This window comes from Azonexus sp. (assembly GCF_049652925.1).
Lineage (GTDB): Bacteria > Pseudomonadota > Gammaproteobacteria > Burkholderiales > Rhodocyclaceae > Azonexus.
The window spans coordinates 32,618-47,680 of sequence record NZ_JBASFI010000038.1 but is presented as its reverse complement, the minus strand read 5'-3'; the positions used below and the strand labels follow the sequence as shown (position 1 = coordinate 47,680).

Genomic DNA, 15,063 nt, shown 5'->3' with positions numbered 1-15,063 from the left:
AATATCATGATGGCTGGAGCAGGCTCTTTACGAGCCAGTTGTTGAACGTACCTGAAACAAGTTGGGTTTTGAGTCCGGACTTGCGGAATGACGCCAGGGTCGGGCCTTTAAGCGTTTCCTCGAATGTTGCCAGTAGCGCTTCTTGCTCTGCAGGAGGCAGGTTGTCGAATTGATCCCTTGCCTCGTTAGCCTGACTGCGACGAAGGCCATCCTCAGCCTCCACGGTTGCCTTGCGCTTTGCTTCAGCCTCTGCGGTCTTCTTGGCCTTGAGCTCGACCGCTTCAGTTTTGGCCTTTCGCCCTGCTCCGTATTGATTCTTGAGAGCAGTCTTTAGGTAGGCAGCAGGCGACTCAAGTTCAGGCAAACTTGTCTTTGCTAGGCGCTCCTCGACAACCGCCAGGTTGTTTCGCAGATCATCTTCGCCGTGTTTCTGGATCAGCTTTTCTGCCTCTGCTGTGGATACGCCTAGCGCGGTGATCCGCGACAGCAAGGCATTATCGATTGGCGGAGGATCAAGGTCGAAAGCGCTCTGCTTGCTCAACTCAACCGTAAATTGGAGCTCCTTAACCCAGCGGCCTTCCTTGAATTCGATGAGCTCGATGCGAAGGTCTGTGACCGTGTTGATCTCGTCGACGGCCTTCTTAATCACATCGCGCTTGAAATATTTGTATTCAGGCGGTGCTGAGCCTTCTGCGGCCCCAGTGAGGATTTTCCACCACCATTGCCACGTTTCCCGATTGGTAACGCCAGACGGGTTCGTAGAATAGCGCTTGGTGATCTCGTAAAGAACCAAGCCGCCGATTGTGCGAAGGCTCGCAACATAGACAATTGGAAGCACCGTGTAATTGCTACGCGGATTAAGCAATAGCTCTTTGACGCCAACCGGCAGCGAAAAGCCCACGATAAGCTTTCCCCCTCGCCTCTTCTGGCCGGTAGGAAGCGATTCGTTTGTGCCATGGACAGTGTTATCCAAGGTGAAGCTAGGAATCAACACGTCCGACGTAATGCCGCCGTTCTCGGTAGGTCGAATGATCTTTACTGACTGGAGCTCGTCCAGGCTCTCGCGGAGCAATTCGTAGTCGCGTGAGTTGAACTTCGCATCCTTGACGATCTTGGATACCTCAACCCAGTATTTGCCTTCATTGTCTTCCTCGCCCCTCATTCGTTGAGCGTAGTAAAGCAATACGTTGATCAGCTTCCGGCTCAGCAAACTCAGGTGGCCAGACTGGACGCGATAACCAATCTCTGTGTTGTGCTTACGAACCTCGCGGCCACGGTCTAGCACGACAACGGCTGTCGGTTTTTCGGTCGAAGAAGTGCTAGCGATTTCGGACATGATTCGCTAATAATGCACCATAGGTGATTCAAGTGCAATCACCCAAGATCACAGCCATTTCACTTAACGCTCACCTATCAACGTAGCCTGAACAGCGACCCCTGAATGCTTTCCCTTTTAGCTCACCCAAAGCAATTCCTTTTGAGCTCACCTAAGACGGTAAGAGCGATGGGTTTCCTTGTACGCTCACCTCAAGACGTCGATTTCACGTTGCGCTCACCTGAATTTCCTTCAGCGCTCACTTACAGTACGGATCTTTCCTGCATGCCTCACCTGAATCCGATCGGTTTCCTTTTTGACTCACCAAAACGCCTTGAAACCGTTGCTACATAAGGATTTGCGCTTGCTTAATCTTGTGTACTTAAGCTTGTAGACTTAATAAAACACTCAAACAGCGGCGTGTTTTTCATAGGTTTCCTTTTTTGCTCACCCAATCAGCCTCCGTTAGTGCGCGCTACAGCAAAATGATTTCCTGTAGAACTCACCTGACGGTCACTTCATAGGTTTAGGTGAGAGGTAACGGGAAATAGTGTGTAAGCGCTTGCTATGCTGGAATGTCAATTTACACATAACAACTACACAAATTTCCATCTATGATCGCTCTTCAGGTGAGGGCTTACGGGAAACAAATAGCGATGGCCATGGAGATCAGCCCCATTTAAATTGCGAGATCCCAATTTTGGGCGTTAAGCCAAGCTCCTTTCCTGGGTGGCAGGCACTTAGGCACAAACATCTATTTGCGCGTGTCGTCCGTATCTGGGACGAATGACATGTCATCTGGGGCAGCCACGGCGACACCAACATGGAGTACTTTTCCCGCGATAGCAACGATCTCTGCTGGCTTCCAGGCCGCATTTGCGTTGGCTACGGGCCTTTGCGGTTGCTGCGTGCGCCTGTGGGTGATCTACATCACTGGTGGCGCCGGGTAAAATAGGCCCATGCAGATATCAATTAACAACCAGAGCTACGACCTGTCGCATCTAGCCCCCTTTACGCGCGCCATGGATCTCGATCTGCGCGGCGGGCTGGTTAAGAAAAATGCTCGGCTCAGCTTCCGGTTTTCGCAGCACTGCTACTCGCGCGGCCCGTCGGTCGGCGAAGCCATCCCGGTTGGCTGGCGTATCCCGGAAGGCCCGGCCGACAAACCGCGGGATCGTATCTTTTGCCTCCAGCGCTACGCGTACTCGTTGCAGCTGGTAACTCACCTGGATACGTTGATCCAAACCAACGGCACCGTGCAGCGCTCGCGGCACCTCAATTTCTTCGCCACGACTCTGGTGTTGGCGGATGCAGCAGGTGCACAGGTGTCAGTGCCCTATTACATTTTCCTCAAGGCCAGGAAAAAACAGGACCCGAACCAGCCGCCGCGGCTGGACATCTTCGTGGAGTCGGCCTACACGGACGATCCGCACATTCCGGGGCCGTACGGGGTGGGTGCGCCGGTTCCGCTGTCAGTGCTGCTGGGGCAGATTTGGGCGGCGGGGTAGCCAGAAAGACAAAGCCCCCAAGTTTCCCTGGGGGCTTTAAAGATTAGTGCGAGGAACCTGGTGGTACGCAGCTACCTTTACGGCGACCTCGCTGTGCTGCGCTTCTCACGTCATGGTTTTGCAACCGGACGCTGTTTTGCCAAGTCCTGTGTCTCAAGGGCGACAGGCGGGCTAACACTTGGATTAAGTATTACGTAATCCCGGATCCGTGTCAATCACGTTTAACCACGTACGATCATTATCGATCACGCAAAAAGGCCCCGAAGGGCCTTGGGTTGTCGTTTCCCGCATCCATTTTGGTCGGCCCGACTTACTATGATGGCGTGCCACCTTGGAAAAATTCTCAAGAGGGTGCAAAATATCTATGCACTTGTTGTACCGCCATCGCGCAATGTGATTGGCGTTTGAATCCGGTCAGCCCCTGCGACCGGAGCAGCCGCAAGGCTTGGGGCTTTACTCAGTTCCACAACCCAGTCGGGAGATCGCCTCCTGACCAGGGGCAATCTCCATTTTTCATTTCAGGAGATTTGCATGAACAACGCACGCCGCAAGCAACTGCAGGAAGCCATCAACCTCATTGAACAGGCCAAAACCCTGATCGAAATTGCTCGTGATGAGGAACAGGATGCATTCGATAATCTTCCAGAAAGTCTTCAGTCCGCAGGCACGGGAGTGAAGATGGAAGAGGCTGTATCGCAGATGGAGGAAGCTCTCAGCGAGAGCGAAAACATCGTAGACGCCCTCGGCAGTGCCATTGAATAGGCTTGTTTAGTTCAGTTTCGCCACCCGATCGGGAGATATCGCTCCCCGACAGGGTTCGTGTGATCTCTCTATTTTCCATGTACAAAAGGAGATCCACATGTATTTTCAGACTCAGGCTGAGTACGTGCATTACCACTCGCCCGAACAACGGGCGATGCGGAGTGCACGAGCTGAGAGCGAACGCCTCTCGGTAGTTCGTAACGCGCAAGTGTTGTTCAACGATGGCGATATCGCCGGTGCTCGCCAGGTGCTGTTCGATGGCGGGATATCCGACGACGGCGTGGGTGAATATCTACGCCTCTGGCGTGACAACTAATCCGCTTTTTCCGTAGGACTTGAAATGTGACCGCATGGAGTATATATTTAATATATACCTTTTGAGGGCCACGCCATGTCAAACCTACTGTTGAAGTTTCGTGAAAAAGATTCGCCGCTCGGGGTTTCGAGAGAGACTTTGAAGGCGCTCGCAAAGGAGTTAGAAGTGGCCGAAACAATGGTCGTTCATCTGGCGCTTGCCAGTTATGCAAAAGACGTTCTGCCCGGCTACGAAGCCGATGATGGTGCGTTGTCGAAAACCGAGCTGGGGATGATTCGCGATCGTGCGCGTGGCGCATTGCCGAAGGGCAAAGCCATTAGCACGAAGTCGCTGATCTAACTGACCATCATGTGGTCCCCGCCAGAGCCTGGCGACATCGTCTGGTGTCGCTTTCCGGAGCGGGTGCGTGATGTTCCTGGTCCCAAGCCACGGCCTGCATTGGTGGTTACGGTCACCGAGCACGAAGATGGCTACGCAGTGAAGGTAGCCTATGGCACGTCGAAGAAGGTTAATCAGCTTGTTTCTGGCGAATTTGCCATTCGCAAGCTGGATAGTCTGCCGGCCTACACCTTGGCTGGCTTGTCTTTCGACACGAAGTTCAATCTTCGGGAAATGGTGGACTTGCCGTGGAACGATGAGTTCTTCGGTGTTCCGCCTCATCCAACGTATGGCCAAACGCCCAAGCTTGGCAGCTTGCATGCCTGTTTGATGAAGGCATTGACCAGTGCAGCACGCGCCGCACTGCGGTGATTTAAGCCGCAATACCCTGTAACTCGGCGACCGGTCCCCTTGGGCTGGCCGCCTTTTCTCATCTACCCACTGCGGGACGCTTCCCGCAATGGGGATCGTTCCGCGTTCTTTGGAGAGCCCACCATGAACGTAGAACTCGACCGAATCATCGACAAAGTGAAGAAGTGCATTGCACTGTCGAAGTCGGACAATCCACACGAAGCAGCTGCAGCATTACGCCAGGCGCAAGCGCTCATGCGAAAACACGGGATCGACGAGGCTGGAATCGTAGCCTCAGAAGTCAGTGCCGCCGACGTGGAGCACAAATCAGGAAACACTGCCCGCCCACCAGCATGGGAGACCATGTTGATGATGCTCGTTGGGACTGCATTTGGATGTAAGGGACTGTTTGTTCCTGCACCCAAGGTGAATGGTCGACGAGGTGCTGGCAGCTATCGCTACGTTGGAGTATCCCTTGCTCTTCCGGAGGAGCGCCTGCGCATCAAGGAACTGCTCGGCAAGCTCCCGCCCGGGCCAGAGACGAAGGTACGGAAAATCCTCGGGGCCCTCGGAGCCCTATGGAGGCAGGATCCGACAGAACGGATCGTGATCTTCGCCACCTATCTGGGCAGCGTCGAGATGCTCGGCGAGACCATCGCCACGACCTATCCCGGGCAGGGCGTCGTCGTCCTCAAGGGCGGGGACCACGGGTCGAAGGCCGCAGCCGAGAGGCGCTTTAAGCAGGCAGATGGCCCGCGCGTGATGATCTGCACGGCGGCCGGGCGCGAAGGTCTGAACATGCAGCATGCCCGCATTCTCATCAACTTCGACCTGCCGTGGAACCCGATGGACATGGAGCAGCGCATCGGCCGCATCCACCGCTATGGCCAGAAGCACACCGCCCAAGTCTACAACCTCGTCCTGTCCGACACCATCGAGGGCAGGATCTTCCTCCTTCTCGACAGCAAGCTGACCGAGATCGCCAAGACCCTCGGGAAGGTGGACGAGACGGGGGCCGTGGCCGAGGATCTGCGTTCGCAGATTCTGGGACAGTTGTCCGAGCGCCTAAGCTATGAGCGCCTCTATTCCGAAGCCCTCGGCGATCCCGAGTTGAAACGGACTAGGGTCGAGCTCGAGGCCGCGATGAGCAACGCCAGCGAGGCACGGGCCGTCGTGTTCGAGCTCTTCCAGGACCTTTCCGGCTTTTCCGTCGACGAGTACAAGCCGTTCTCCGACGCTGAATCCGGTCTCGGCGCTCTGGACAAGTTCGTCAAGGAGGCGGCCCGCGACGAGGGCGGGCGCTTGGAGCCCGCAGGCGAGGGACTTTCCAAACTTCTCGACCCATCCGGGGCCGTCAGCGCGATTTTCTGCCACGACAGGGACCGGGCGCTTGCCGACGACGGACTCGCGCTCATGGGCCTCGACCACCCGATTGTCGAAGGATGGATGCGGGTCGCGCGTGAGTCCCCCCCTGAAACCCTCGGCGTATCCGTCAGCGTTCCCGGCAAATCGGGTGTGCTTTCGCTTTGGCACGTGGTCGCGACGAACGAGAAGGGACATCGGGTTGCCAAGCGGTACGCCGTCGTCGTGAAGGTGGCCGACGAATGGATCACCGAGGTGGAGGCCGACTGGGCCAGATTCAAGGGAGGATCACGGACCGAGGCTCTCTTCTCGTCGGTCCGTACATACACCCAGGAGGTTTTCAGAAGGCTCTCCGCCGCCATGGTGGACGAGAGCTCCGAGGACGTCCTGGTAAGACACCGCGAGCAGTTCAAGCAGCTTTCCCCGTTGAGCCGCATAGAGGTCGCGAGTTTCACGGAGGAACTCGTGCGCGGCAGCCCGGCCATCCTTCCCGAGATCCTATCCTCGGCCGTGCAGGCCCTGATCAACTTGGAAAAATCGAGGGGAGGGGCCGCGCTCCTCGAAAAACTGACAAAACTCGACGAGACGGATATTGAGGGTCTCGACAGACTCCTCGGTCAGTGGACCGTGCGCGACGCCCTGTCCGTCCTGGACGAGATAGACCACCGCCTTGCCGTCATATCTGCCATCGAGAAACTTTGCGGGGACCCCGGCACGGACGAACTGCACACGCTTCATCCTTTGGTCACCCAGGCGCGATGGCTTTTCGGCCCGGAGTTCGACAGCAGCGAATACGCATCGAACATCACGCTCCGGAACGCGGCCGAGAAGGTCTTCGGCCGAAGGGTCTCCACGGAGGCGTTCTCCAATCCGCGGCAGCGGCCTGACATCATGGCCCTGGCCGACGCGACCTGTTCGATTGTCGGCACCGATGCGTTCGACGGCGGCGAGGCCTCCCTCACGCGCATCCAGAGCGTCCTCATTATCGAGCTGAAGAAGGGGAACTCGACCATCGGCAGGGAGGAGGTCAATCAGGCCACCGGATATGTCCAGGACTTCCTCGGAAGCGGGGCGATGGACGGGACGCCGATGTTCCGGGCCTTCGTCGTCGGGCACGCCATCGACGCGAAGACGATGCGCGACTTGGAAATCAAGGACGAGTCCGTCGTCAGGGGCCGGGTTCAGGCGACCACCTACGGTCAGCTCACCAGATCCGCCCACCAGCGGCTCTTCCGCTTGAAGGACAAGATACCCGCTCGCTACGAGGACGTCTCCGGGTCGGAGCTCTCCGCAAGGGTCATGGGTCTCGCGAGCCAAGCCGACCTTGGCCTGTCGGGCGGCGGCGCGGAATGAAAGACGACTCCGAGGTGCTTGTTCTGAACCAGAAAACAGGGTTAATTGAATTCCCGGACGCCCTTGCTGACCCGGCAGCGCTCGACGCAGTCTCGTATCAGGTCGGCCACGGTCAGCGGATCGGGCACCGCTTCCAGGATTACGACCGGCGTACTGATATCGCTCGTTTGCAGGATTACTCGGCCGCATCCAGCAAGGCGCTGCATGAGCGGCTGATCGACTGAAATATCCTTGACCCGATAGAGCTCCAGGACATCGGATTTTCGAAAAAGCACGCCCGTCTGTTCGCGCAGGCGCTGCATGGTCAGCTCGTAGCTATGATTCGACACGCGAACGTACCGGATCAAGGCAAGGACCATGGGGACCACTAGCCAGCAAAGTAGAAAACAGACCGTGTAATAGGCAAATGAGGAAATATGGCCTTCGGACTCTATCCAGATTGGCTGCGTATCCGGGGCGAATTGGGCCTGGGTATAGTCAATGGGTTCAGTCATCGGTGTCTCGACTTTACTGAGAAATTTGACCGTCGGTGGTAATCAGTACAGGCCATACCGGGATCCCGGCCGCCGTCGCCAGCGCATCGAGCGAGCCGGGAGTCAGTGGTAGCTTTCCGGCAGATTCCCTGAGGCGCTTGAGCGCAGTCTCATCACGTACTGACACGACTAGACAAGACGCATGCATATTTTCCAGAGCGGCCAAGTTCAATGCCAACCAATGCCTGGACAACTGGTCGTCACCAATGACGCAGATAGGAATGTCAGGCCCGCCCTTCAGCTTTCCGCGGATCGGGGGTCCTAACAGACCTGGCTTCGCTTTGGTGGTGACGACTGGAAACATCGGTATTGGCATTGGCGCGCTGGCCATCGGCCGGCGATCACGCTGTGCCTTTTCCGGTGTGATGTATTTGAGGTATTGCGCGATCGGCTCGCCACCGGCGTCGTAGATGACGGTCGGGATGGTCCGTGTTGGAGCCGGCACCGACTGGGCGAATATCACCGGAGACACGATGCTGGCGATGAGACAGGCCATTGCTCGCAAGGATTTTGACATCACCACATCCCCCAAATAATGGCGAACAGGAACGTACCTTTAGTGTCACAGCACCCATATGGGCGCCAGAGCGAATAAGCGTAGGACTCGACCTTGCTGGTCTCGAAATCACCGTAGCCCACCGGCGACGCTGAGTCATTTTGCCCGAACACATGGCAGACCGTTGGGGGAGTCCCCTTGTACGGCGCCGACATCTGCCATTGGCCACCGGTCAGAAGATTTTCCATCGCGGACGGCGGATCGAACACTGTTTGCCCATTGCGTTGGGTGGTGCCACCCGATGAAAGATAGTTGTAGGTATGCGCTTCACCTTGCCGTGTGACGATATCGGCCATGCGCTGTGACAACACAGCAGCAAGCTTGACGTCATGTTGTTGTACCAGCCAACCTGTCCGTGGAAGCACGTTGCCCCAAGTGTTTAGCGGGAACGATCCGACCTCGCGCATGCCCGGGATCCATGTCTCGATACGCAGCATGTCGACGGGCAGGTAGTCGCGCCAGGGCATGGCATCCGAGAAGCTGGAAAAGTAACTGTTGCCGCCCGTGGCTGCACTGTTGCAGAGGTAGCTGGCGGCAAACATTCCTCCCGGATGGCCAATGGCGTCGCCATCACGGAACTTCACGTTCTTGTTCGAACGATTTTTCGTGTTGCTTCGAGTACCCGAACTATCGTTGATCAGCAGTCCGTAAATCGTCGACATCCCCTGAAGGATTGTCTTTTCGATCATCTTGCCAATCATCGGGTAGGGGTGATTATCGAGATCGTGGTAGGTCGACACGATCAGGTCTGGCAACATCATTGAATATCGGTCAGAGGTTTCAATGTGGCATTCGTAAATATCGCAGACCAGGAAGTAACAAATACCGCTCGAATGCCACATCCCACATGACTGCCAGCTATTACTGGCCTGCATGTAGACGGTCATCATGTCCGTCGTTTCGTAGATCGTCGTAGCAGTCGCCGACCCAGACCCGGTCGTTGCTGCTGTTGCCGGCAAATGGCAGAGCAGGGCGGCCAAAAAGACAAGCATTGTTTTGCGCATGGTCACTCCCCTTGCTGCGCCCGCCAGGCGCGATACATTACCCGGGCCTGCTCGACATCGTTCATGCCGTAAAGCACAGCCTTGCCATCAAAAACGATGGCCGGCGTTTTTATGATCTGGTACTCGGCAGCGCGGATCCGCGCGGTCGACGCAATGCGCATCGCCTGTTTGTCTTGAGGTGTCAGCGCATTTAGGCGCTGCGTTGCAATTCGAGCCGCTTCGGCCTTGTTCGGGGGCAAGCCGACAGATAGGCGCTGGGTGACAATGTTCATTGCATCGACGATGTAGACAGTTGCGCCGGCCGAATTCAGGAAATCGGGCTGGGTGCTGAGTCGGAAGACTTCTGTTGTTTCAGCGGCCGCCGTCATGGGAATCATCAGCAGAGCAACAAAACTTGCCGTGCAAGCGTTCATCTGACTACGTTCTTGAACGATTCTGCGACAGCATTCGAGTAGGACATTTCTACTCCTACAAGGCAATACTCGGCATCAATGCTTGTGCCACCTGCCTTGGTTTTTTTCAACTTGGCACCGGCAAACATGACAATTCCTTTGCCGTCCGGAGCTTTATAGTTAAAAACAGTATCCCGCATGTCGTACAAATAGCCAGGAACAGCCCGATGTTTAAATCCGTCGTCTTTCATTCGTCCTGCCCGCTGTTTCAGCCAAGCCGCCTTTTCCTCCAGAGTCATAAAGCCAAACTGATCGATAATGGAGGCGTATGCATAATCAATATTTCCCGGTCCAGAAGCATTTACTGTGTAGCATTGCTGCGGGGATTTCTGCCAACCGGAATCGTCAGTTCCAGATGGGGTAGGGCTGCCCCCTGCGCCTTGTCGCTGCCGGTTGTAGTCCTCAAACTTCTGCTGCGCCTGTGCCTTGCACGTTTCCACATCATCTGCCGCGGCACATTTGACTGAATAGATCATGTCATCGAGGAAACCGAGTGCCATGGCTGGGGTATTGATAACTGCGCCAAGCAGCAGAACAGCCGCCAAATATCGGCGCTTCATTGAGTGATTCATGGACAATCCTTTCGCTACCAGATAAGCACTACGAACAACATGACCACCACCAAGCCGCGAACAACGTCACCATTCATTTCGTATAACTCAGTGCGGCCATCGGCAAACGCTGTCCAGAGACCAAGAAGAACGTAAGCAAGCCAGGTCAAACATGCAGCACCGGCAACTAGCGCCAACATGTTGCGCGTACTGCTCATGGTGCTACCCGATCCCCCTGCGTATCCATCTAGAGCGTTCGCATAAGCCGGTGCTGATGGCGTCGGGAGAATAGAAGCCCCTCCCATCGATGCCGGGATCGAGGTGTGCGTATTTCCTGTCGAGGTGCTATTCGTCGTGCCACCGGAAGTGCCGCCAGTTGGATGGGCGGCAAGGACCGACGCGTAGGTTGTACCGGCCACCGGCAAGTCGTAGCCGCCAAATTGCGCGATGTAGGTCGAAATTCGCGTGTTGTTTGCATCCGTACCGACCACGCCAGTCTGCAAAAACGCTCTCAGCCCCGGATGCGCGCTATTACCAATGCCCAACAGGTGGTAGCCAGCAAGCAACCCACTCTGGGTGATTTGAACCCCGTTTACCGTCTGGCCAACATAGCTATCCAGTCCGTAGTGTTGGATCGTTGCCCAAGCTCTGGAGTTATAGGCGGTTACCGCATTTGTCTGTGCCTGCGCATTGGCGAGAAATGAAGCTTGGCTTGTAATTCCATCCCTGCCAGTCCAAGCGCCGGAAGCGGTCTGGTAGCCGGCGTCTTGCAGGGCCAGGCTCCCCATTTGATAGAGCCCGGCGTAGCCAAACCTGTTAACAGCGTATTGGTTCATTGATGACTCGCGCTGCGCCAATGCTCTGAGATAGTCCGCATAGGTCGTTCCTGCCCATGCAGCAACGCTTACGAAGAGCAGGCTCAACAACCAGTGTCTCCGCACCCAACGAGTTACTGTCGGCATCGTTCAGCTCCTAGAAGTCTTTGCAGGCATTGGGCACTTTTGGATCGGGCACGCGACCTTTGAGAACGTACTTTTGTTGAGCGTCGGCATAGCCATAAACCGGGTAACAGAAGCCGGGGACGGCGGGCATGATCTCCGGCCAAACGCCAGGCCGAGCTGGGCGCTCATCAAAAGCATCACCGTCAGCGGTCATGATCGCGCGCCACCGACCTTGGCCATCGCTGGCCAAAGCATGGACGACTTTGCCCATCATTCCGTAAATGCAACCATTGCCCTCGACCACGATCACTTCAGCGCGCCCATCACGGTTCATGTCACGTACCGTGACAACGGGGTTGCTCGGCTGTTTGCATTCGCGGTCCACCAGCCCTGCAGGGCCAACAGCCATGGGCAGCAGTGCTGCAATTGCCTGACGGTCAGCGACAGTCAGTACCTGCGCATTGGCAACCCCCTGGAACAACAGGTCGACTACAGTCGCCGCCTGACTCGTGCCCGACAGCAGGCAGGCGAGGGCAAGAGACAGTGTTCGGCACATACTTTTCATGGCAATCTCCTATTCAATTTGCCGAATTACTTGGCCATGGATACATCCAGGGCGGTCGCCAGGATTTCGATAGGTACGCGCCCCACCATGCGTTGGCCGTTGCCAAGCACCATCGTTGGTGTGTTCTGGATCTTGTACTGATTGCCGAAAGCAAGGAGCTTCCCGACCTTCTCGAGCGCTGGCTCACAGCCCGCTTCCACTTGGGCAGGGATGGATTCGGTACCAGACATATAGGCATGCCATTTCGCAGCTCGTCGGCCGGCAGGTGCGCATAGCGTCATTGCGACCGCAGGCGTCGAATCTTCAGAAATGATCGGCAGTGGAATGCTGTAAATCGTTACGTCAGTTAGTTGTGAGAGGGTGCTGTGCAATTCCCGACAAACGGAGCAGGAAGGATCCTCGAATACGGCCAGTTGGCGCTTGCCAGAGCCGATCACGGTTTTGATGGCCAGATCAAGGGGCAACTTCTTGAAGTCGATACTCGACACTTTTTGCAACGTCGCCTGGGTCAGATCCTGGCGCTTTTCAGTATCGACAAGACGACCATCAACGAGCGCATAGCGTCCCGTTGAGTCGCTATAGAACACATCGGTACCGGACACAACTTCAAAGATGCCTTGGATAGGCGTGGTGCTCACTGAAGTCACTTCAACCTTGCCACCGGTATAGCGAGCAATGCCGGCTCGAACGCGATCAGTATTGGCATCAGCCAAAACCAAAGACGAAGCAAAGATGCCAACAGCAAGGGCGATCGCAGAGAGTTTTGCAGACATGAGGGCTCCTGTTTTTAAACTGAGGGTTGCAGAATATTTGGGCGCAGCGGAGGACGAAATCCGAACGCTGCAGTGGCACCCGAATGAAGACCAGGACGACGTCCAGACCTTTGGTGCCAGCAATCAGAAAAAACAGGGAAGGCTCCAACAAGCGGTGATATGCCAGAGGTAGCCTTCGCATCACTTTCGTGATGCAAGTCGGTGGTTGGCGCCGAACTGTTGTCCGATGGAAACCACTGCTTACGAGTGAGCATGATAAGTCTTTCAATGACAACGTCAACTATTGCAAGCTCAGTAGCGTTAATTCCTGAAGGGGTAGGCGCCTTATCGCTCGCCTTGACTAAATTCATTCCGTTGTCCTATCCTGATGGTGCGTCTTGCGGCGCTATGGGTTTGCAACACGCACCCTCTTTTATCTAATGACGTTCCGCCATGCAGCCAACGGCCGCATTGATCGAGGCGGTGATTTACCCCTCGCATCAAATTCTTGGCTGAAGGAACTCGACATGAACATCCTGGATCTCCTGAATAAACTGTTCGCTGTCTTTGCTGTAGCGTCGATGGTGTTGGCTTGTGTTGCAAGGCCGTTTCTGTTGCTGCTTAATTGGCTGCCAGAAACGACTAATGACGATGGAGATGATGACGAATGGCATACTTGTTACTCGGGTAGTGTTAATCACGGGCAAGGGCCACTTCCGGGCGATGTCCGCACGTTTTTTGAGGATTAGCCTGCGCGCTTCATGTGATAAGTGCCTCTGCATTTATCGCTTAACAATCCGACCAATTTGTCTTGCCGCTCCGAGACCCTTTTGACCCGCTTGGGTGGCAGTTTTGATTGCTGTTTCCTTCATGCCAGACACCCCTTGCATGATGTTGTACCCGACCCAGCCCATCATGCCGGACCAGACCAGCGGAATACCGAGGTACATGCTGACGAGAACGGTATTGAGCGTGACTCGTTTGATCACACCATCAGCCCCTCCGGATTGCCAACCATCGAAGAACTGGCCGAATACGGTTACGGCATCGGGATACATCGCCTTCAACAGGTGGTCGTCCATCACGCGCGCAATGAACCACATCAGCGGCCACATCTTGACGGTAAAGATTGCCAGGCCGCCCAGGAACATCACCTGCAGGCTGTAGCGGCCAACGACGACAATCAGTGGTAAGAACATGTAGATCGTCATCAGGATCAATGGCTGGGCCATTGTGACGAACTGGACGAGCGGATAGAGTGACATCCTGGCTTCGGCCGCTTTGCTTACGCCACCAGCGATACCAAATATATCGAAGGGCGCCTGCATCAATTTCTCCCCGACGCCACGGTCCTCTCCAATAATCCCAACTGTATCAACCATTGCCGGCCGTTGTTTGGTGATGGCCAGGCGAATAACTGAGTCTTCGATCGTGGCGTTACTGGTTCCTGGATACAGGGTCGTCAGTGCTGTCGTAATCGACGTGGAAAAGGCCCCGCCGCTTGTTACAAAGCCACTCAGAATGTCGGATTTCAGTTGCCCCCACCAGGCATTACAGAGTGGGCGGCCGTTGTCCGGTGGCACTGTCGTGCCGGAAACATCGGCATCAGTCGTTGCGCTCACTGCGAATCCCTCGACCCCACTGGTGGCCGATAGGGTGTCGTAATAACCTGGTTCTGTCTGATAGAAGTGTGAGCCGATCCAGTCCACATCAGATGGGCCATAGGTGCTCAACGTCGAGGCGCCAGTGCCAGAAACAGCAACCGTATTCGAATAGTATTTGGAACGTGCAGGAGTAAAGCATTCAACGTTAAAGCGCTGGATATTCGCCCGCAACTTCGGGTCGTTAATACTGGCCGCTCTCGCCATTTCTTCCATTTGACGAAATCCGGCCATGTCGTTTCCGATCCCGGCCTTGGCCGCCTCGGTAACGCCAGAGGAAACGCCCATGACGAAATACCACCAAGCGGGGATTTCGGCTGTCGCCGGAGCCCCCGAAAATGCATTGGTATACGAGCCGGCTGAGGCGCTTGTCGCGGTCGTTGCGGTGTTGATCGCCGTGGCGTCCGGAGTGTGGTTCAAGGTCACCTGACTCAAGTTGAGACCTGGAATCGTCGTGAAGCACATGGCCAGCACGAAAATCGCGATGCCGAGCTCGACCTCCATCACGCGAATCATCCAGCCGGCATCAGCTCCATCAGTTGAAGCCCGCTTGTGCGCCTCCATCCATGTGCCGAGTACCAGAAAGATGAACGGCAGGTAGATCAGCCCTGTGCCAACAAGGATGTCCTTGAAGATGGCGGCAAAGCCCCATCCGTACATTGTCGTGAAAAGCTCAAGATAACTCTGAACGGTCATTGCAGGA

Annotated in this window: 17 protein-coding genes; 7 read left to right on the top strand and 10 right to left on the bottom strand. The window is 55.8% G+C overall.

The window, feature by feature from the left end; translation table 11 throughout:
- Positions 1-4: 4 nt before the first annotated feature.
- Positions 5-1,336 carry a RepB family plasmid replication initiator protein gene (locus WBK19_RS17730; protein ID WP_511292116.1) on the bottom strand — a complete coding sequence of 444 codons (1,332 nt, stop codon included), beginning with the start codon at positions 1,334-1,336 and terminating at the stop codon, positions 5-7.
- A gap of 938 nt (positions 1,337-2,274) precedes the next feature.
- On the opposite strand from WBK19_RS17730, the gene WBK19_RS17725 reads away from it, so the two are divergent.
- The 6 genes from WBK19_RS17725 (at position 2,275) to WBK19_RS17700 (ending at position 7,345) form a co-directional block, all read left to right on the top strand.
- Positions 2,275-2,823 carry a YjaZ family protein gene (locus WBK19_RS17725; RefSeq protein WP_511292114.1) on the top strand — a complete coding sequence of 183 codons (549 nt, stop codon included), beginning with the start codon at positions 2,275-2,277 and terminating at the stop codon, positions 2,821-2,823.
- A gap of 531 nt (positions 2,824-3,354) precedes the next feature.
- A complete protein-coding gene (locus WBK19_RS17720) occupies positions 3,355-3,585 on the top strand; it encodes a hypothetical protein (RefSeq protein ID WP_511292112.1) in 231 nt (76 codons plus the stop codon).
- Between the two features lie 97 nt (positions 3,586-3,682).
- Positions 3,683-3,901 carry a hypothetical protein gene (locus WBK19_RS17715; protein ID WP_511292110.1) on the top strand — a complete coding sequence of 73 codons (219 nt, stop codon included), beginning with the start codon at positions 3,683-3,685 and terminating at the stop codon, positions 3,899-3,901.
- Between the two features lie 75 nt (positions 3,902-3,976).
- Positions 3,977-4,240, top strand: a complete 264-nt coding sequence (locus WBK19_RS17710) for a hypothetical protein (RefSeq protein ID WP_511292108.1) — start codon at positions 3,977-3,979, stop codon at positions 4,238-4,240.
- A gap of 63 nt (positions 4,241-4,303) precedes the next feature.
- Positions 4,304-4,651 carry a hypothetical protein gene (locus WBK19_RS17705; RefSeq protein WP_511292106.1) on the top strand — a complete coding sequence of 116 codons (348 nt, stop codon included), beginning with the start codon at positions 4,304-4,306 and terminating at the stop codon, positions 4,649-4,651.
- A gap of 123 nt (positions 4,652-4,774) precedes the next feature.
- Positions 4,775-7,345 (top strand): helicase-related protein, encoded by a 2,571-nt coding sequence (locus tag WBK19_RS17700; protein WP_511292104.1) that lies wholly within the window; start codon positions 4,775-4,777, stop codon positions 7,343-7,345.
- Positions 7,346-7,386: 41 nt separating this feature from the next.
- On the opposite strand, the gene WBK19_RS17695 is transcribed toward WBK19_RS17700, so the two are convergent.
- Genes WBK19_RS17695 through WBK19_RS17660 form a run of 8 tightly spaced genes read right to left on the bottom strand, consistent with a single transcriptional unit; the run spans position 7,387 to position 12,720 of the window.
- Positions 7,387-7,839 (bottom strand): PH domain-containing protein, encoded by a 453-nt coding sequence (locus WBK19_RS17695; RefSeq protein ID WP_511292102.1) that lies wholly within the window; start codon positions 7,837-7,839, stop codon positions 7,387-7,389.
- Between the two features lie 13 nt (positions 7,840-7,852).
- Positions 7,853-8,395: a PFL_4695 family integrating conjugative element protein gene (locus tag WBK19_RS17690; RefSeq protein ID WP_511292100.1), complete on the bottom strand. Its 543-nt coding sequence runs from the start codon at positions 8,393-8,395 to the stop codon at positions 7,853-7,855.
- A complete protein-coding gene (locus WBK19_RS17685; protein WP_511292098.1) occupies positions 8,395-9,438 on the bottom strand; it encodes a TIGR03756 family integrating conjugative element protein in 1,044 nt (347 codons plus the stop codon). Before WBK19_RS17685 ends, WBK19_RS17690 begins: the two co-directional genes overlap by 1 nt.
- A 2-nt stretch (positions 9,439-9,440) precedes the next feature.
- The gene (locus WBK19_RS17680; RefSeq protein WP_511292096.1) at positions 9,441-9,806 is read right to left on the bottom strand and encodes a TIGR03757 family integrating conjugative element protein; all 366 of its coding nucleotides are present in this window, start codon (positions 9,804-9,806) and stop codon (positions 9,441-9,443) included.
- Between the two features lie 41 nt (positions 9,807-9,847).
- Positions 9,848-10,462, bottom strand: a complete 615-nt coding sequence (locus WBK19_RS17675) for a hypothetical protein (RefSeq protein WP_511292094.1) — start codon at positions 10,460-10,462, stop codon at positions 9,848-9,850.
- A gap of 14 nt (positions 10,463-10,476) precedes the next feature.
- Entirely contained in the window at positions 10,477-11,364 is an 888-nt protein-coding gene (locus WBK19_RS17670; protein WP_511292092.1) for a hypothetical protein, read from the bottom strand.
- Positions 11,365-11,413: 49 nt separating this feature from the next.
- The gene (locus WBK19_RS17665) at positions 11,414-11,947 is read right to left on the bottom strand and encodes a hypothetical protein (RefSeq protein WP_511292090.1); all 534 of its coding nucleotides are present in this window, start codon (positions 11,945-11,947) and stop codon (positions 11,414-11,416) included.
- Positions 11,948-11,973: 26 nt separating this feature from the next.
- Positions 11,974-12,720: a DsbC family protein gene (locus WBK19_RS17660; protein ID WP_511292088.1), complete on the bottom strand. Its 747-nt coding sequence runs from the start codon at positions 12,718-12,720 to the stop codon at positions 11,974-11,976.
- 506 nt (positions 12,721-13,226) lie between these two features.
- On the opposite strand from WBK19_RS17660, the gene WBK19_RS17655 reads away from it, so the two are divergent.
- Positions 13,227-13,448: a hypothetical protein gene (locus WBK19_RS17655; protein WP_511292086.1), complete on the top strand. Its 222-nt coding sequence runs from the start codon at positions 13,227-13,229 to the stop codon at positions 13,446-13,448.
- A 33-nt stretch (positions 13,449-13,481) separates the two neighbouring features.
- Here the strand turns inward: WBK19_RS17655 and WBK19_RS17650 are convergent, their stop codons facing one another.
- The gene (locus WBK19_RS17650) at positions 13,482-15,056 is read right to left on the bottom strand and encodes a conjugal transfer protein TraG N-terminal domain-containing protein (protein ID WP_511292084.1); all 1,575 of its coding nucleotides are present in this window, start codon (positions 15,054-15,056) and stop codon (positions 13,482-13,484) included.
- Positions 15,057-15,063 lie beyond the last annotated feature (7 nt).